We start from the raw sequence: 16,778 nt of genomic DNA on the forward strand, positions 1-16,778 counted from the left end.
GTTGTATCCGGTTCTCCGTTTTGCATCCTGCCCTCCTGGTCACTTGCCTGCCTGTTGAATTTCGGTATGATACACAAACTAGTTAACAGTGTTAACTAAATACATTTCCCTCATTGATGTGAGTTGCTATGCAGACCAACGAAATTGAAGCATTCCGCGCCGCGCTGCGCGAGATGGTGCGCGAGCTGGGCATGCTGAACAGGAAAAGCAGCGGGACCGATCTGTCGCCGTTACAAAGCCATATTTTGATCGAACTCGATCGCGAGCCCGCCGGGGTAACGGAGCTTGCCCGCCGCCTGTGCGTGGAAAAATCCAGCATCAGCAGAACGCTTCGCGGCCTTGAAAGTGCCAATCTGCTGGCAAAAACGCAGGATGAAAGCGACGGGAGAGCCACTGTGTTCAACCTGAGCCACGAGGGCGTTGTCGCGCTTAAAGATCTCACCGAACACGCCAACGACTTCACGGCCCAGGCCCTTTCTCTGGCATCAGACAGCGAAAAGCAGCAGATCTATCAGTCGGTCAAATCGCTGACCCGGGCGCTGGTAAATGCCCGCAGCCAGCGGGATCTCCAGGTTCAGATCCGGCCTATTCGCCCAGAGGACAATCTCGCTATTGCCGACGTGATCCGCCAAAGCTTCCGCGATAATAAAATCGATCATCTCGAAGGCGTGAGCCTGCACGATCCGGCGCTGAATGACCTGACCAGCGCCTACCAAAAACCCGGGTCTGGCTACTGGGTAGTTGAACACGAAGGCAAGATTTTAGGCGGCGTTGGCATCGCCCCGCTGCAGGGCGCAGGTGAAGAATATTGTGAATTACAGAAACTCTATCTGGACAGCAGCGTGACGGGCATAGGCCTGGGAAGACGCCTGATGGCGCTGGCGATACAACAGGCCGAAGCATTCGGCTATCGTTACTGCTACCTGGAAACGCTCGACGAACTTAGCTCGGCGGTCTCACTCTACGAAGCATTCGGTTTCAAACACCTGGATGGCAGCCTGGGCAACACCGGCCACAACAGCTGTGAGATCTGCATGCTTAAAACGCTGAAATAGTATGTGTTGAATACAAAACGCCCCACGGGCTTGCACCTGCGGGGCGTTTCGATATGAATGAGTTGAAGCTGGCCGATAAGCCGCTTTCTTTTCATGAAGAGTGTCGTGGACAGTCATTCATCTTGCTGTCTCTGAATACAAAACGCCCCGCCAGCTTGCACCTGCGGGGCGTTTCAATATGAATGAGTTGAAGCTGACCGATAAGCCGCTTTCTTTTCATGAAGAGTGTCGTGGACAGTCATTCATCTTGCTGTCTCTGAATGCAAAACGCCCCGCAAACTTGCACCTGCGGGGCGTTTCAATATGAATGAGTTGAAGCTGACCGATAAGCCGCTTTCTTTTCATGAAGAGTGTCGTGGACAGTCATTCATCTTGCTGTCTCTGAATGCAAAACGCCCCGCCAGCTTTCACTGTGCGGGGAGTTTCGATATGAATGAGTTGAAGCTGACCGATAAGTCGCTTTCTTTTCATGAAGAGCGTCGTGGACAGTCATTCATCTTGCTGTCTCTGAATGCAAAACGCCCCACAGGCTTCCACCTGCGGGGCGTTTATTAAGAAGTTGAAGCTGACCGATAAGCCGGGTTCTGTCGTGGACAGTCATTCATCTAGGCCAGCAATCGCTCACTGGCTCAAGCAGCCTACCCGGGTTCAGTACGGGCCGTACCATGTGAACCCCTATTTGGCCTTGCTCCGGGTGGAGTTTACCGTGCCACGGACTGTTACCAGCCGCGCGGTGCGCTCTTACCGCACCCTTTCACCCTTACCTGATCCCGCTTGCGCGGGCCATCGGCGGTTTGCTCTCTGTTGCACTGGTCGTGGGTTTCCCCCCCAGGCGTTACCTGGCACCCTGCCCTATGGAGCCCGGACTTTCCTCCCCCTCGCCCGTCTCCCCCGAAGAGGACGACGACGAAGCGGCGACTGTCTGGTCAGCTTCGGCGCGCAGTATAGAGGGTTTCATCCCCCCTGTCACGCGGGCCCGCCAGAAACGAAAAGCTAGTCGCCCACCAGCACAACCTCAATCCCGCTCTTACGCAGCGCGCTCAGGCTATCTGCCGGAATACCTTTATCGGTGATTACTCGGTGAATGCGCTGGATATCGATGATTTTATGCAGGCTGGAGCGGTTAAATTTACTGGAATCTGTCACCACGATAATGCGCTCGGCGACTTCGCACATTTTGCGGTTGAGGCGAGCTTCATCCTCGTTATGGGTGCTCACGCCGCGTTCCGGATCGATAGCATCCACCCCGAGGAACAGCATGTCGAAATGATAATTTTGCAGCGACTGTTCCGCGCTGTCGCCGTAAAACGATAGCGACTGACGGCGCAAATGCCCGCCGGTCATCAGCACCTCAACCCCTTCTGCTTCTAACAACGCATTAGCCACGTTGATGCCGTTGGTCATGGCGATCACTTCTTTATGCTGGCGCATTAGCCGGGCGATTTCATACGTTGTGGTGCCGGAGTCCAGAATCACCTTGTCCCCGGGCTGGATCAAGTCCGCAGCCACACGCGCGATGCTGCGCTTCAGTGAAGTATTCAGCGAGCTTTTATCCTCCACCGAAGGCTCTGCTACCACGCTGCCGGGCTCACAAATCAGCGCTCCGCCGTAGGCACGAACCGCAATGCCCTGCTTTTCAAGAAACGCGAGATCGTTGCGGATGGTGACGGTAGAAACACCGAAAAAAGAAGATAAATCATTAACCTGTACGCTTCCCTGCTGGCGAAGGCGCTGAATAATCTGCTCGCGCCTTTCGCTGGTACCCGGAATACGTTTGTCCGTTGCGGTATCGCTGTTGCTCATAGAGTAACCTTTCAATATATCTTTCGTTTCATTTCTATTTGCCTATTAACACCTTTCTTTTAACAGAAAGCAAGCCCCAGAAATCTTCGTTCAAAAGGCGCGGTAAGCACACCAACGCCTTTCATTATGTTTCTTTTGCGAAACAGATCGCAATTCCAGTATCTTTCTTTTTATTCTCAAACGCCATTCAGGCACGATTAAATGAAATGAATCGAAAGAAAATGTTTTAACCCATCGCCGTGGAGAGGAAAGTGAAACAGTTGATCGAATTTGTCGCTAACCACAAACGGAACAACCAGCACGGGATCTTTGCCGTGTGCTCCGCGCATCCGCTGGTGCTTGAGGCCGCCATGCGCCACGCTCGCGAAGCTGGCACCAGCTTGCTTATTGAAGCGACCTCTAACCAGGTGGACCAGTACGGCGGCTATACCGGAATGACGCCTGCGGATTTCTGCGGTTTCGTTTATCAACTCGCGGAACAACACCGCTTTCCTTATGCCAACCTGATACTCGGCGGCGATCATCTTGGGCCAAACCGCTGGCAAACCCGACCAGCCGAAGAGGCGATGTCCCATGCCGAAGAGCTGATCCGTAGCTATGTCGCCGCAGGCTTCAAGAAAATACACCTCGACTGCAGTATGTCTTGTGTGGACGATCCCGTGCCGCTCACGGATCACGTCGTTGCCGGGCGAGCAGCCAGGCTGGCGCTGATTGCTGAGCAAACCTGTATCGACCACTTTGGCCATGCCGATCTGGTGTACATCATCGGCACCGAAGTACCGGTCCCTGGCGGTGCCCATGAAACTCTCGCCGAACTCGCCGTCACTACGCCGCAGGCCGCAAACACTACGCTGGAAGCTCACCGCCAGGCCTTTGCAGAACAGGGGCTAAGTGAAATCTGGCCGCGCATTATTGGCCTTGTTGTTCAACCCGGCGTCGAGTTCGACCACACCCAGGTGATTGACTACCAGCCAGAAAAAGCCCGGGCGCTAAGCAAACTCATTTCAGATTCGCCGACGATGGTTTTTGAAGCACATTCAACGGATTACCAGACAACGCAGGCGCTGCATCAGTTAGTGGAAGATCACTTTGCGATACTAAAAGTCGGCCCGGCCCTGACTTTTGCCCTGCGTGAGGCCCTTTTTTCCCTCTCAGCCATTGAGCGAGAACTGCTCCCGGCACACAAATGCTCCGGCCTGAGGGACGTCCTGGAAAGCGTGATGCTTGACCACCCAGAGCACTGGCAGCAGCACTATCACGGCAACGGCGATGCGCTACGTCTGGCACGCGGCTATAGCTACTCTGACCGGGTGCGCTACTACTGGCCGGATCGCGATATCGATGAGGCTTACGATGTGCTGGTCAGGAACCTTGCCCACGAACCTATTCCGCTGCCGTTAATCAGCCAGTACCTGCCGCTTCAGTACGCCAAAGTGCGGGAAGCACAGCTAGCAGCCAAACCTCATGAGCTGATTATCGACCATATTCAGGATGTGCTGCGCCAGTATCACGCGGCCTGTCACGGTGAGTCATCTCCTCATTAACACAATGATAATAAGGGAAATACCATGCCAAATATTGTCTTAAGCCGCATTGATGAGCGCCTGATCCACGGTCAGGTTGGCGTGCAGTGGGTCGGGTTTTCCGGCGCAAACCTGGTTCTGGTCGCCAATGATGAGGTGGCGGAAGATCCCATCCAACAGAACCTGATGGAGATGGTGCTGGCAGAAGGAATTGCGGTGCGCTTCTGGCCGCTGCAAAAAGTCATCGACAACATTCACCGCGCGGCGGATCGCCAGAAGATCCTGCTGGTCTGTAAAAACCCGCGGGATTTCCTCACCCTGGTGAACGGCAACGTGCCGGTAACGCGCATCAACGTGGGCAACATGCACTACGTCGAAGGCAAAAAGCAGGTGGCTAAAACCGTGTCGGTTGATGAACAAGACATTGCCGCCTTCTCCGGCCTGAAACAGGCCGGCGTCGAATGTTTTGTGCAAGGCGTACCGACGGAATCAGCTCAGGATCTCTATAAACTTCTCTGAGGTATTTGCTATGGAAATCAGCTTACTGCAAGCGATAGCCCTGGGCCTGCTGGCCTTTATCGCCGGTCTGGATATGTTCAACGGCCTGACCCATATGCACCGCCCCGTCGTCCTTGGCCCGCTGGTTGGCCTTATTCTTGGCGATTTACACACCGGTATTCTCACCGGCGGCACGCTGGAACTGGTTTGGATGGGCCTGGCTCCGCTCGCCGGCGCGCAGCCGCCTAACGTCATTATCGGCACCATCGTGGGCACGACTTTTGCCATTACCACCGGCGTGAAGCCCGAAGTCGCCGTCGGCGTCGCAGTGCCTTTTGCGGTTGCGGTACAGATGGGCATCACCTTCTTGTTCTCCGTGATGTCCGGCGTCATGGCACGTGCCGACCGCATGGCGGCGAACGCCGACACCAATGGCATTGAGCGCATTAACTATTTGGCGATGCTCGCACTCGGCATCTTCTATTTTCTCTGCGCCTTCTTACCCATTTATTTTGGGGCCGAACATGCCAAAACAGCCATCGATATGTTACCCGCGCGGCTGATTGACGGGCTGGGCGTCGCCGGAGGCATCATGCCAGCTATCGGTTTTGCCGTACTGCTGAAAATCATGATGAAAAACGTTTATATCCCCTACTTCATCATCGGCTTTGTTGGCGCAGCCTGGTTGAAATTACCGGTGCTGGCAATTGCCGCCGCCGCGCTAGCGCTGGCCCTGATGGATTTGATGCGTAAAGACCCTACTCCACCGCAGCCCGCTCGCGTCCAGAAAGAGGAATTCGAAGATGGCATCTGATACCCAAACGCTTTCACAGGCCATTGAGTCTGAGAACATCATTGCCAATGATACGATTTATGAAGATCAGACCATTGGCGCAGAGCTAACCCGAAAAGATATCAACCGCGTAGCATGGCGTTCGATGTTGCTGCAGGCCTCATTTAACTACGAGCGTATGCAGGCCTGCGGCTGGCTGTATGGCCTGCTACCCGCCCTGAAAAAGATCCACACCAACAAACGCGATTTGGCGCGGGCGATGCAGGGGCACATGGGGTTCTTCAATACCCATCCTTTCCTGGTCACCTTTGTGATCGGCATTATTCTGGCGATGGAACGTTCGAAGCAGGATGTAAACAGTATCCAGAGCACAAAAATTGCCGTTGGTGCCCCACTCGGTGGCATCGGGGATGCGATGTTCTGGCTGACGCTGCTGCCAATCTGCGGCGGTATCGGCGCCAGCCTGGCGCTTCAGGGGTCGATACTCGGTGCCATCGTGTTTATCGTGCTATTTAACGTGGTGCATCTGGGCCTGCGTTTCGGCCTGGCGCACTACGCTTACCGCATGGGCGTGGCAGCTATTCCGTTAATTAAGGCTAATACACGTAAAGTAGGGCATGCCGCTTCCATCGTCGGGATGACCGTTATCGGCGCTCTCGTTGCCACCTATGTTCGCCTGTCCACTACGCTTGAAATTACGGCCGGGGATGCGGTGGTTAAGCTTCAGGCTGACGTCATCGACAAATTGATGCCTGCGTTTTTGCCGCTGGTCTATACCCTGGCAATGTTCGCCCTGGTCCGCCGTGGCTGGAGCCCCTTGCGCCTGATTTGCATCACCGTCGTTTTAGCCGTTGTTGGGAAGTTCCTTCACTTCCTCTAAGGAGAAAAGCAGATGTTGAGCATCATTTTGAGCGGCCACGGAGGTTTTGCCAGCGGGATGGAGCAGGCAATGAAACAGATCCTCGGCGAGCAGCCGCAGATTATTGCCATCGACTTCCCAGAAACCTCCTCCACGGCACGGCTGACGGAACAATTTCAAGCCGCTATCGGCCAGTTGGATGAATGCGAAGGTTTAGTGTTTCTGACGGATTTGCTGGGCGGTACGCCTTTCCGTGTCGCCTCCACGCTGGCGCTTGAGAAGCCGGGACGCGAAGTCGTTACTGGCGTCAATCTGCAGCTACTGCTGGAGATGGTACTCGAGCGCGAAGGGCTAAACGGCAGCGAGTTTCGCCAGATGGCGCTGGAATGCGGGCATCGCGGCCTTACCAGCCTGGTCGACGAAATGGCGCGCCACCGGGCAACGGAAGCCAGCGAAGAAGGCATCTGAAGTAAAAGACCGGATTGCTTATCTCCAGTTTCGAACCCCGTTTAATACAGGCGGCGGCTCCTGCTGCTTTCATTATGCATCACTTTGGCCTGTGGCGAGATCCGCCATGGGCCTTTCTTTTTCTTTTCTTAATTGTTTTATTTTCAATGAAAACAAAATAAAACAAAGCGTTATGCATAAACAAAGATCCACATCATGATTTTCGTTTTATTTCACTTTTCATATTGATATTGTCGATTCCTTTCTATAAATTTTCATAAAGCACTAAAAACCATTAAATGAAACAAAACGAAAGATTATGGGCGATAAAAAGCCGACATCTGACGCTGTAATGCTAAGGACTGAGTCATGAGTGAAACTTCCACGGCCACAGATCGCAGCCACACGACCTGGACTGAAAAAGAGATCCGTCAGCAGCCCGTGAGCTGGATCCGTTCCCTGCAACAGATAGACCGCGCGCGCGATGAGATCTCCGCCTTCCTGAATCCACTACTTGCGAACGACAAGTTAAAAATTATCCTTACTGGCGCTGGAACCTCGGCGTTTATCGGCGATATCATTGCACCGTGGCTGTCTCGCCACACCGGCAAACAGTTTGTTGCCGTGCCCACCACGGATCTGGTGACCAATCCGCTGGACTATCTCTCCCCTGAACAGCCCACACTGCTGGTTTCCTTCGCTCGCTCCGGTAACAGCCCCGAGAGCGTCGCTGCGGTGGAACTTGCCAACCAGCTCGTGAAATCCTGCTATCACATCACCATCACCTGTAACGAGGGCGGTAGCCTCTACCGCAGCGCGCTGGAGGACAACCGCTCACTGCCGCTGCTGATGCCTGCGGAAACGCACGATCGCGGTTTTGCCATGACGAGCAGCATCACGACCATGATGGCAAGCTGCCTTGCGGTTTTCGCCCCGGACGTCATCAATACGCAGTCATTTCAGGATGTCGCTCACCGCTGTGCCCAAATCATTCATTCACAGGGCGATTTCAGAGAGATTCCGTTTGGCGATCTTCCCTACGAACGCGTGGTCTACCTGGGCAGCGGTGGCTTGCAGGGCGTGGCACGAGAAGCCTCTCTGAAGGTGCTTGAACTCACGGCTGGCAAGCTGGCGGCGTTTTATGACACACCAACCGGCTTCAGGCATGGCCCAAAATCCCTGGTCAATAGTAAGACGCTGGCGATCGTGCTGGTCTCCAGCGATCCTTACACTCGCCAGTACGATCTGGATCTGCTGGCGGAGCTGCGCCGGGACAGTCTGGCTATGCAAACGATCGCCATTTCAGCCTCCTCCAGCCCCGAGATCGCATCAGGCCCGCATATCCTCCTGCCTGCGGCAGATCGGACGTTCCTCGACGTTGAGCAGGCGTTTTGCTTCCTGATGTATGCCCAGGTTTTCGCCCTCACCTCCTCCGTTAAAGCAGGCATTACGCCGGACACGCCCTCCGCCAGCGGCACGGTTAATCGCGTAGTTAAAGGCGTCGTTATTCATCCCTGGAAAGGCTGAGAGGTTCATCATGAGCATTATCTCCACGAAGTATCTGCTTCAGGACGCGCAGGCCAGAGGCTATGCGGTACCGGCTTTTAATATCCACAATGCCGAAACCATCCAGGCGATTCTTGAAGTGTGCAAAGAGATGCATTCCCCGGTGATCCTTGCCGGCACGCCGGGCACCTTTAAACATATCGCTTTCGAAGAGATTTACGCACTGTGTCACGCCTATTCCGAAAGCTACGGCATACCGCTAGCGCTGCACCTCGATCATCACGAAAGCCTGGCGGACATCAGCCGCAAAGTTAACGCAGGCGTGCGCAGCGCCATGATTGACGGCAGCCATTTCCCCTTTGCTGACAACGTGAAGCTGGTGAGATCCGTGGTCGAGTTTTGCCACCGCAACGACTGCAGCGTCGAGGCCGAACTAGGCCGGCTCGGCGGCGTGGAAGACGACATGGATGTGGATGAAGAAAGCGCTTTTCTGACCGATCCGCAGGAAGCCCGCCGCTTTGTTGAGCTCACCGGCGTCGATAGCCTGGCGGTTGCCATTGGCACCGCACACGGCCTGTATACCAAACGCCCGAAAATAGACTTCAAACGGCTGGGTGAGATCCGCGACGTCGTCAGCGTCCCGCTGGTGCTGCACGGCGCGAGTGACGTGCCTGACGAGTTTGTACGCCGCGCCATCGAGCTTGGGGTCTGCAAAGTGAATGTCGCGACGGAATTAAAAATCGCCTTCGCCGCCGCGGTGAAAGAATGGTTTGGCGCTAACCCGGAAGGCAACGACCCACGCTTTTACATGCGCGTCGGCATGGACGCGATGAAAGAAGTGGTGCGTAGCAAAGTCGCTGTATGCGGCTCGGCGAATAAGTTGCTGCCGGAATCAGAAGCGGCGCTTTAACTCTCTGGTGTAAGGAGATCTGATGAAGACAATAATAAAAAGCTCCCTGCTTATTATGTTCATGAGCAACGCAGCGCTGGCGGCTCAGTACCAGTTGGAAAATACCAACCTTGCCGTCTCTTTCGACGATTCAGGCTCGGCGGTGGTAGTGCAAGACCGGCTATCCGACCACAAACTGGCGCCCATCGAGCTGTTTTTCCTGACGCTGCCGGACGAAAAAGTTATCCATACCGCCGACTTTAAACTCAAAAACGTCAGCAAAACCGCAGACGCCATTCAGATTGATTACGAGCGAGACGACTTCTCGGTCAATGTTACCCTGAAGCTGCTGAAGGGCAAGTATGCGGCTGTGGACTATACGCTGCAGGCAAAAGGCCAGCCTCGTGATGTCACAAAGATCACCTTCTTCCCGACCAAAGGCCAGGCTCAGGCACCTTATGTCAACGGCGCCATCAACAGTTCCCCCATCGTGGCGGACTGTTTCTATATGCTGCCGCAAAAACCGATCGTGAATACCTACGCCTACGAAACCACCACCAACCTGAACGTTGAGCTCAAAACACCGATTAAAACCGACGCCCCGGTGACCTACACGGTCTACTTCGGCACGTTTGAAGCAACAGACCAGCTTCGCCGTAGCTTTAATGAATTTATCAACGCCATGCGCCCGCGCCCTTACCAGCCTTACCTGCACTACAACAGCTGGATGGACATCGGTTTCTTTACGCCCTACACCGAGAAGGACGTGCTGACCCGCATGGATGAATACGCCAGCGAACTGATAAGCAAGCGGGGCGTGAAGCTCGACGGCTTCCTGCTGGATGACGGCTGGGACGATTTGACCGGGAAATGGCTGTTTAGTCCGGCGTTTAAGCATGGCTTTGGTGTTATCAAAGAAAAAGCGGACAGTTTGCATACTTCCGTGGGGCTGTGGCTCTCACCGTGGGGTGGCTACAACAAACCACGCGACGTGCGCGTTTCACACGCCAAAGAGAACGGCTTTGAAACCGTGGATGGCAAATTTGCCCTCTCAGGCCCCAACTACTTCCACAATTTTAATCAGCAAATTATCGGGCTTATCAAAAACGAACATATCACCTCGTTTAAGCTCGACGGTATGGGCAACGCCAACTCGTACATCAAAGGCAGCCCCTACGCCTCTGACTTTGATGCCTCCATTGAGTTAATCAAAAACATGCGGGCCGCCAACAAAGATCTGTTTATCAACCTGACGACCGGTACCAACGCCAGCCCGTCCTGGCTGTTCTACGCCGACTCCATCTGGCGCCAGGGCGATGACATCAACGTTTATGGCAAAGGTTCGCCGGTGCAGCAGTGGATAACCTATCGCGACGCGGAAACCTATCGCTCCATCGTGCGTAAAGGCCCACTTTTCCCGATTAACTCACTGATGTACCACGGCATTGTCAGCGCGGAACATGCCTACTTTGGGCTGGAGAAAGTCCAAACGGACCAGGATTTTGCCGATCAGGCCTGGAGCTACTTCGCCACCGGCACGCAATTGCAGGAGCTGTACATTACGCCGTCAATGCTGAACAACGCCAAATGGGACACGCTTGCCGACGCGGCGAAATGGTCACGGGCGAACAGCAACGTGCTGGTCGATAGCCACTGGGTTGGCGGCGACCCGACGCTGCTTGAGGTTTACGGCTGGGCATCGTGGAGTAAAGAGAAAGCAATATTGGGCCTGCGTAACCCGTCGGATAAATCACAAAGCTACTATCTCGACCTGAGCAAAAGCTTTGAAGTGCCGAACGGCGAGGCCACGCGCTTTACGCTGAAGCAAATTTACGGCAAGAACGAGACCGTAACCAACGACTACAGTAAGCCGCTGGTTGTGACGCTGAAACCGCTGGAAACGCTGGTGATTGAGGCCACGCCGGTCAACTAAACGAGGATGGAGCGTAGAAGGCTCGTTCTTTCTACGCTTCTTAACAGCGTTTCACCTACCTGATGTTAGCGCAGCAACCCGCCTTTTATCTTCGGCAATCAGGATAATGCCAAAATGCTCTTTATCAGGGTGCGTGCTCCAGATTTTTTCTGCCGGAATGCTGACACCATCGTATGCGGCCTTCGTACCGTCAAAGGGATAGAATCGTCCATCATCTGAATCCAGAATAAAAACCGCAAGTTGAGTGGAGTTTCTGGCTATTTTCTGCCAAAGCGCCTTGCCCCCGGCATAGTGAATATTATCGCTCATTAAAATCACGCCACACTTGAGCACCAGCGCCTCATATAGCTGTGTGGCTAAGCCAGCTTCCTGGAGCGGCTTCTCGACGCAAACGCCTTCAACCTGCAGAACGCTTTGATCCTCCCAAAAACGATCTACTGAAATAACGTTGTCACCAATCGTTTTTTGATTTTTGAGCTCAAGCATGGCGACGACAGCGTGCCGGCGATCTTTTTCATTTCCTTCAGGCTCGGCCTTAATGATTGCAGCCCTCGGGGTCGACCTGTCAAAAATGATAAGGAAATGCTGACCTGCAAACGTCAGTTCTTCAATCACCTCGAACGAGCGTTTTATCGACGCCGTGCTATAGGAAAAAGGCATCACAACCATATTCGAATCTCCTGGTATCAATACCGGCATAAACTTTAACTCCCTTAAAGTCATTCGGTCATGCATAAATTAACACCAGGGAGTTCGTTTTTTAAACGCTAACCGCGTTGCGATATGAAAACCAGGAGCCGGCTCGAGAAAACTATTTCTCGCTGTTTTCTAACGCATATTTGTACAAGGCATTCTTTTTCACCCCGTGAATTTCAGCGGCAAGCGCTGCAGCCTTTTTCAGCGGTAACTCCGTCTGCAGCAACGCCAGCGTACGCAGCGCTTCGGCGGGGAGTTCATCATCGCTTTGGACTTTAAAGCCCTCAACAATCAGCACCATTTCGCCTTTGCGGCGGTTTTCATCTTCCTTCACCCATGCCAGCAGCTCGCCTACGGGCGCGCCGTGAATCGACTCCCAGGTTTTGGTCAACTCGCGCGCCAGCACTACGTAGCGGGATTCGCCCAGCACCGTGCAGATATCATCGAGACTGTCGAGCAGGCGGTGGGTAGATTCATAGAAAATCAGCGTTCTCGGTTCCTGTTCAATCGCCTTCAGCGCGTCGCGACGGCCTTTGGATTTTGCAGGCAGAAAACCTTCATAGCAAAAGCGGTCAGACGGCAAGCCAGCTGCGCTGAGTGCAGCAATAGCGGCGCAAGGGCCAGGCAACGGCACGACGCGAATCCCCGCTTCGCGGCAGGTGCGCACGAGGTGGTAGCCAGGGTCGTTAATCAGCGGCGTACCGGCATCGGACACCAGCGCAATGCTTTGGCCTTCCTGCAGCTTCGCCAGTAGCGTTTCAGATTTTTGTTGCTCATTGTGATCGTGAAGTGCGAAGAGTCGCGCATTAATCGCAAAATGCTGCAGCAAAAGTCCGGTATGACGGGTATCTTCTGCGGCAATCAGATCAACGCTTTGCAACACTGAGAGGGCCCGCTGGGTGATATCCCCGAGGTTGCCGATAGGCGTCGGGACGATGTAAAGCGTACTGGCTGAAATCGCCGCCGTTTCGTGTTGTTTCATTGTTTCATCCGTATTGCCGATTTAATATTGTACATTGGGAAATAAAACCACTGGATACAGAATGCTACCCTCAACCTTGAATCGTTCAAAAGCCGGGCGCTGCCTGCCTGTGTTGCTCGCGGCGCTGATTTTTGCCGGCTGTTCAACCCAGGCACCAGATCAGTCCGCCACGCTGCTGCAGGGCGACACCACCGCCGGGTCCGCTTATTATCTGCAGCAAATGCAGCAAAGTGCAGATGATAGCAAGACCAACTGGCAATTACTCGCCATTCGTTCCCTGCTAAAGGAAGGCAAACCTCAGCAGGCTGTGGCGTTGTATAACCAACTGCCGCAGCAGCTCAACGATGCTCAAGTGCGTGAACAACAACTGCTGGTGCCGGAAGTGAAGATTGCGCAGAAAGATTTCAGCGCCGCCTCTGCCCTGCTGGAAAAGATTGACCCGAGCGCACTCGACAAGGGCCAACAGAGCCGTTATTACCAGGCTGTGATTGACGCTTCTCAGGGACGCCCGTCTTTAGCGCTGCTGCGCGCGTACATTGCTCAGGAACCGCTGCTGAAAGGCGATGCACATCAAAAGAACATTGATGGCACCTGGCAGGTTCTGTCGCAGTTCTCCCCAGAGCAAATGAACAGCCTGGTGATTAACGCCGACGAAAATACCCTGCAGGGTTGGCTGGACCTGCAGCACGTCTGGAGCGATAACCGTAACGATCCTAACATGCTAAAAGCCGGGATTCAGGACTGGCAAACGCGCTACCCGAATAATCCGGGTTCAAAAACGCTGCCGACTCAGTTGGCGAATGTTCAAAACTTCAAACCGGCCTCAACCGGTAAAATCGCTCTCCTGCTGCCGCTCAACGGCCAGGCTGCGGTGTTTGGCCGCGCGATTGAGCAAGGGTTTGAAGCGGCGAAAAACAACGGCGTCGCGCCGGTTGCAGCCGTTCAGCCTGCCGCCCAGCCCGGAGATCCTAATGCGCAACCACAGGCTGCGCCGCCTCAAGAAGTGCCTCAGCCGCAAGCGTCCCAGGCCCCTGCAGATCCTAATGCTGCAGTGAGCCCGGCAAGTGCGTCCGTCAGCGATTTAACAGACCAGAAGGCACAAGCCGCAACGCCGCAAACCGCAGCCCCAGCAACGCCGTCTGCCCAGCCAGACGCACAAACCGCGCCATCTGTTGCCGCGAACCCTTCGGCAGACATTAAGATTTACGACACCAGCAGCCAGCCGCTCTCTCAGGTTCTGGCTCAGGCGCAGCAGGACGGCGCCACGCTGGTCGTTGGTCCGCTGCTAAAAAACAATGTTGACCAGTTGGCCAGCACCAACAGCCCGTTAAATATTCTGGCGCTTAACCAGCCTGAAAACGTGCAGAATCGCCCTAACATCTGCTATTTCGCACTTTCTCCAGAAGACGAAGCCCGTGACGCCGCGGATCACATCTGGCAGCAAAGCCACCGCAATCCGCTGATGCTGATCCCTTCTAACGCTCTGGGCGACCGTGTGGCGAAAGCCTTTGCCACCGAATGGCAGAAACTCGGCGGCGGTCTGGTTCTGCAGCAGAAATTTGGTTCAGTGAGCGACCTGAAACGCGGGATTAACAGCGGCTCCGGCATCGCCCTGACCGGCACCCCGGTAAGTACGCCGTCCAATACGCCGCCAGGCGTTACCATTGGCGGACTGACTATTCCGGCAGCACCTACGGATGCGCAAATTACCGCAGGCAGCAGCGGCAACGTAGACGCGGTCTACATCATTGCGACCTCCGAAGAAGTGGCGCTGATCAAACCGATGATTGCGATGCGCACCGGCAGCCGCGGCAGCGCTCAGCTGTATGCCAGCTCGCGCAGCTCGCAGGGCGTGAACGGCCCGGACTACCGACTGGAAATGGAAGGCCTGCAGTTTAGCGAAATCCCGATGCTTTCCGGCGGTAATCCACAGCTGATGCAGCAGGCCTTAAGCAGCGTCAATAATGACTACTCGCTGGCGCGTCTGTATGCCATGGGCGTTGATGCCTGGACGCTGGCAAGCCACTTCTCGCAGATACGCCAGGTGCCGGGTTATCAGGTAAACGGCAACACCGGGCAGCTGACCGCCAGCCAGGACTGCGTTATTAACAGGAAGTTAAATTGGCTGCAATTCAGTCAGGGCCAGATCGTTCCGGTATCCTGAACCGCAAGCAACGCGGCGCGCGCTATGAACAGCAAGCGCGTCGTTATCTTGAGCGCGAGGGAATGCGCTTCGTAGCCGCGAACGTGCATGTTCGCGGCGGCGAAATCGACCTTATTATGCAACAGCAGCAGGTTATCGTTTTTGTGGAAGTGCGTTTTCGGCGTAACGATAAGTTCGGCGGAGCCGCCGCCAGCGTGACGCGCAGCAAGCAGCTGCGCCTGCTGCATGCCGCTCAGGTTTGGCTTAGCGGCAAAGGTCAAAGTTTTGATACTGTAGATTGCCGTTTCGATGTGTTAGCTTTCACCGGCAATGAAATAGCGTGGCTGACCAACGCGTTTGCCGCCGATATCTAAAAAACTCCAGGTAGAATCAACGTGCTCGAAAGAATCAAAGTCTGCTTCACGGAAAGTATTCAAACTCAGATTGCCGCAGCGGAAGCCCTGCCGGACGCCATCTCCCGTGCAGCGATGACGCTGGTTCAGTCTTTACTGAACGGCAACAAAATCCTCTGTTGTGGCAATGGCACCTCCGCCGCCAACGCACAGCATTTTGCTGCCAGCATGATCAACCGTTTTGAAACAGAGCGCCCTAGTTTACCGGCCATTGCACTTAATGCAGATAATGTGGTCTTAACCGCGATCGCTAACGACCGTCTGCATGAAGAAGTTTATGCCAAACAGGTTCGTGCGCTGGGCCACGCCGGGGACGTTTTGCTGGCGATTTCCACCCGAGGCAATAGCCGTGATATTGTCAAAGCGGTTGAGGCCGCTGTCACCCGCGACATGACCATCGTCGCGCTGACGGGCTATGACGGCGGCGAACTGGCAGGACTGTTGGGGCCACAGGATGTTGAAATCCGAATCCCTTCTCATCGCAGCGCCCGCATCCAGGAGATGCATATGCTGACGGTGAACTGTTTATGCGATCTGATCGACAATACGCTATTTCCCCACCAGGATGGCTAATAGCTAATTTTGAGAAAGGAGAAGGAATGAACATGAAGGCCATTACGCCAGTCGCAGTTCTTATTTCCGCGCTGTTGCTGCAGGGCTGCGTCGGTGCCGTTGTTGTGGGAAGCGCCGCCGTAGCGACAAAAACTGCGACAGACCCACGCACAGTCGGGACGCAGGTTGATGACGGCACGCTTGAATTACGCGTGAACAGCGCGCTCAACAAGGATGAGCAGATCAAGAAAGAAGCGCGTATTAACGTGACGGCTTACCAGGGCAAAGTGCTGCTGGCTGGTCAGTCTCCTAACCCAGACCTCGCCTCTCGTGCGAAGCAAATTGCGTTGGGCGTAGACGGCGCAACCGAAGTCTATAACGAGATTCGAATTATGGCTCCGGTCGGCCTGGGTGTCGCATCGAGCGATACGTGGATCACCACAAAAGTTCGATCTCAGTTGCTCACCAGCGACCAGGTAAAATCGTCTAACGTGAAAGTCACCACCGAGAATGGCGAGGTATTTCTGCTCGGCCTGGTAACCGAACGTGAAGGTAAAGCCGCGGCGGATATTGCCAGCCGGGTTAGCGGCGTGAAACACGTCACCACCGCGTTCACGATCCTGAAATAATGCCCCTAACCCTCTCCCCACAGGGGAGAGGGGATAACACCAGCCAGTCGATTGAAT

General features: G+C 54.6%; 17 protein-coding genes and 1 other RNA gene. 14 read left to right on the forward strand and 4 right to left on the reverse strand.

Annotation, left to right across the window (positions count from 1 at the left end):
- Positions 1 to 128 precede the first annotated feature (128 nt).
- Entirely contained in the window at positions 129 to 1,055 is a 927-nt protein-coding gene (locus ACREYP_RS20045) for a bifunctional helix-turn-helix transcriptional regulator/GNAT family N-acetyltransferase (protein ID WP_336818292.1), read from the forward strand.
- Between the two features lie 303 nt (positions 1,056 to 1,358).
- The gene (locus tag ACREYP_RS20050; protein WP_336984970.1) at positions 1,359 to 1,610 is read left to right on the forward strand and encodes a hypothetical protein; all 252 of its coding nucleotides are present in this window, start codon (positions 1,359 to 1,361) and stop codon (positions 1,608 to 1,610) included.
- 2 nt (positions 1,611 to 1,612) lie between these two features.
- On the opposite strand, the gene rnpB is transcribed toward ACREYP_RS20050, so the two are convergent.
- Both rnpB and ACREYP_RS20060 read right to left on the reverse strand, forming a co-directional pair.
- An RNA gene (gene rnpB / locus ACREYP_RS20055) (RNase P RNA component class A) lies at positions 1,613 to 1,989 on the reverse strand.
- 59 nt (positions 1,990 to 2,048) lie between these two features.
- Positions 2,049 to 2,858: a DeoR family transcriptional regulator gene (locus tag ACREYP_RS20060; RefSeq protein ID WP_008453648.1), complete on the reverse strand. Its 810-nt coding sequence runs from the start codon at positions 2,856 to 2,858 to the stop codon at positions 2,049 to 2,051.
- Positions 2,859 to 3,109: 251 nt separating this feature from the next.
- On the opposite strand from ACREYP_RS20060, the gene kbaZ reads away from it, so the two are divergent.
- The 8 genes from kbaZ (at position 3,110) to ACREYP_RS20100 (ending at position 11,306) form a co-directional block, all read left to right on the forward strand.
- On the forward strand, positions 3,110 to 4,402 hold the full coding sequence (kbaZ, locus tag ACREYP_RS20065; RefSeq protein WP_008453650.1) for a tagatose-bisphosphate aldolase subunit KbaZ: 1,293 nt from the start codon (positions 3,110 to 3,112) through the stop codon (positions 4,400 to 4,402).
- A 24-nt stretch (positions 4,403 to 4,426) separates the two neighbouring features.
- Positions 4,427 to 4,900, forward strand: coding sequence for a PTS N-acetylgalactosamine transporter subunit IIB (gene agaV, locus ACREYP_RS20070; RefSeq protein ID WP_039289641.1), 474 nt, complete (start codon positions 4,427 to 4,429; stop codon positions 4,898 to 4,900).
- Positions 4,901 to 4,910: 10 nt separating this feature from the next.
- Positions 4,911 to 5,693, forward strand: coding sequence for a PTS N-acetylgalactosamine transporter subunit IIC (gene agaW, locus ACREYP_RS20075; RefSeq protein WP_008453654.1), 783 nt, complete (start codon positions 4,911 to 4,913; stop codon positions 5,691 to 5,693).
- A complete protein-coding gene (gene agaE / locus ACREYP_RS20080) occupies positions 5,683 to 6,552 on the forward strand; it encodes a PTS N-acetylgalactosamine transporter subunit IID (RefSeq protein WP_166877316.1) in 870 nt (289 codons plus the stop codon). Before agaW ends, agaE begins: the two co-directional genes overlap by 11 nt.
- Positions 6,553 to 6,564: 12 nt before the next feature.
- Positions 6,565 to 6,999: a PTS galactosamine/N-acetylgalactosamine transporter subunit IIA gene (agaF, locus tag ACREYP_RS20085; RefSeq protein WP_008453658.1), complete on the forward strand. Its 435-nt coding sequence runs from the start codon at positions 6,565 to 6,567 to the stop codon at positions 6,997 to 6,999.
- 348 nt (positions 7,000 to 7,347) lie between these two features.
- Positions 7,348 to 8,505: an SIS domain-containing protein gene (locus ACREYP_RS20090; RefSeq protein WP_336818290.1), complete on the forward strand. Its 1,158-nt coding sequence runs from the start codon at positions 7,348 to 7,350 to the stop codon at positions 8,503 to 8,505.
- 10 nt (positions 8,506 to 8,515) lie between these two features.
- Complete coding sequence (gene kbaY / locus ACREYP_RS20095) at positions 8,516 to 9,394, forward strand: tagatose-bisphosphate aldolase subunit KbaY (RefSeq protein ID WP_008453662.1); 879 nt, start codon at positions 8,516 to 8,518, stop codon at positions 9,392 to 9,394.
- 22 nt (positions 9,395 to 9,416) lie between these two features.
- A complete protein-coding gene (locus tag ACREYP_RS20100; RefSeq protein WP_336818289.1) occupies positions 9,417 to 11,306 on the forward strand; it encodes an alpha-galactosidase in 1,890 nt (629 codons plus the stop codon).
- 51 nt (positions 11,307 to 11,357) lie between these two features.
- Here the strand turns inward: ACREYP_RS20100 and ACREYP_RS20105 are convergent, their stop codons facing one another.
- The gene (locus ACREYP_RS20105; protein ID WP_498881032.1) at positions 11,358 to 11,975 is read right to left on the reverse strand and encodes a hypothetical protein; all 618 of its coding nucleotides are present in this window, start codon (positions 11,973 to 11,975) and stop codon (positions 11,358 to 11,360) included.
- A gap of 142 nt (positions 11,976 to 12,117) precedes the next feature.
- The gene (rsmI, locus tag ACREYP_RS20110) at positions 12,118 to 12,984 is read right to left on the reverse strand and encodes a 16S rRNA (cytidine(1402)-2'-O)-methyltransferase (protein WP_008453669.1); all 867 of its coding nucleotides are present in this window, start codon (positions 12,982 to 12,984) and stop codon (positions 12,118 to 12,120) included.
- A gap of 61 nt (positions 12,985 to 13,045) precedes the next feature.
- Between rsmI and ACREYP_RS20115 the strand changes: the two genes are divergently transcribed.
- The 4 genes from ACREYP_RS20115 to dolP are packed head-to-tail and all read left to right on the forward strand — an operon-like array spanning position 13,046 to position 16,721.
- Positions 13,046 to 15,148: a penicillin-binding protein activator gene (locus ACREYP_RS20115; protein WP_336818288.1), complete on the forward strand. Its 2,103-nt coding sequence runs from the start codon at positions 13,046 to 13,048 to the stop codon at positions 15,146 to 15,148.
- Positions 15,106 to 15,501: a YraN family protein gene (locus ACREYP_RS20120; protein WP_008453674.1), complete on the forward strand. Its 396-nt coding sequence runs from the start codon at positions 15,106 to 15,108 to the stop codon at positions 15,499 to 15,501. The genes ACREYP_RS20115 and ACREYP_RS20120 overlap by 43 nt, the downstream gene beginning before the upstream one ends.
- Positions 15,502 to 15,522: 21 nt before the next feature.
- Complete coding sequence (gene diaA, locus ACREYP_RS20125; protein WP_008453676.1) at positions 15,523 to 16,113, forward strand: DnaA initiator-associating protein DiaA; 591 nt, start codon at positions 15,523 to 15,525, stop codon at positions 16,111 to 16,113.
- 32 nt (positions 16,114 to 16,145) lie between these two features.
- Positions 16,146 to 16,721: a division/outer membrane stress-associated lipid-binding lipoprotein gene (dolP, locus tag ACREYP_RS20130; RefSeq protein WP_008453679.1), complete on the forward strand. Its 576-nt coding sequence runs from the start codon at positions 16,146 to 16,148 to the stop codon at positions 16,719 to 16,721.
- Positions 16,722 to 16,778 lie beyond the last annotated feature (57 nt).

It is taken from the genome of Enterobacter sp. TMH.L2 (assembly GCF_050847315.1).
Classification (GTDB): domain Bacteria; phylum Pseudomonadota; class Gammaproteobacteria; order Enterobacterales; family Enterobacteriaceae; genus Cedecea.

Coding starts and splice junctions, on each gene's coding strand:
- ACREYP_RS20045 (WP_336818292.1), top strand. CDS start 129: ATGCAGACCAACGAAATTGAAGCATTCCGCGCCGCGCTGCGCGAGATG.
- ACREYP_RS20050 (WP_336984970.1), top strand. CDS start 1,359: ATGAATGAGTTGAAGCTGACCGATAAGCCGCTTTCTTTTCATGAAGAG.
- ACREYP_RS20060 (WP_008453648.1), bottom strand. CDS start 2,858: ATGAGCAACAGCGATACCGCAACGGACAAACGTATTCCGGGTACCAGC.
- agaV (WP_039289641.1), top strand. CDS start 4,427: ATGCCAAATATTGTCTTAAGCCGCATTGATGAGCGCCTGATCCACGGT.
- agaW (WP_008453654.1), top strand. CDS start 4,911: ATGGAAATCAGCTTACTGCAAGCGATAGCCCTGGGCCTGCTGGCCTTT.
- agaE (WP_166877316.1), top strand. CDS start 5,683: ATGGCATCTGATACCCAAACGCTTTCACAGGCCATTGAGTCTGAGAAC.
- agaF (WP_008453658.1), top strand. CDS start 6,565: ATGTTGAGCATCATTTTGAGCGGCCACGGAGGTTTTGCCAGCGGGATG.
- ACREYP_RS20090 (WP_336818290.1), top strand. CDS start 7,348: ATGAGTGAAACTTCCACGGCCACAGATCGCAGCCACACGACCTGGACT.
- kbaY (WP_008453662.1), top strand. CDS start 8,516: ATGAGCATTATCTCCACGAAGTATCTGCTTCAGGACGCGCAGGCCAGA.
- ACREYP_RS20100 (WP_336818289.1), top strand. CDS start 9,417: ATGAAGACAATAATAAAAAGCTCCCTGCTTATTATGTTCATGAGCAAC.
- ACREYP_RS20105 (WP_498881032.1), bottom strand. CDS start 11,975: ATGGTTGTGATGCCTTTTTCCTATAGCACGGCGTCGATAAAACGCTCG.
- rsmI (WP_008453669.1), bottom strand. CDS start 12,984: ATGAAACAACACGAAACGGCGGCGATTTCAGCCAGTACGCTTTACATC.
- ACREYP_RS20115 (WP_336818288.1), top strand. CDS start 13,046: ATGCTACCCTCAACCTTGAATCGTTCAAAAGCCGGGCGCTGCCTGCCT.
- dolP (WP_008453679.1), top strand. CDS start 16,146: ATGAAGGCCATTACGCCAGTCGCAGTTCTTATTTCCGCGCTGTTGCTG.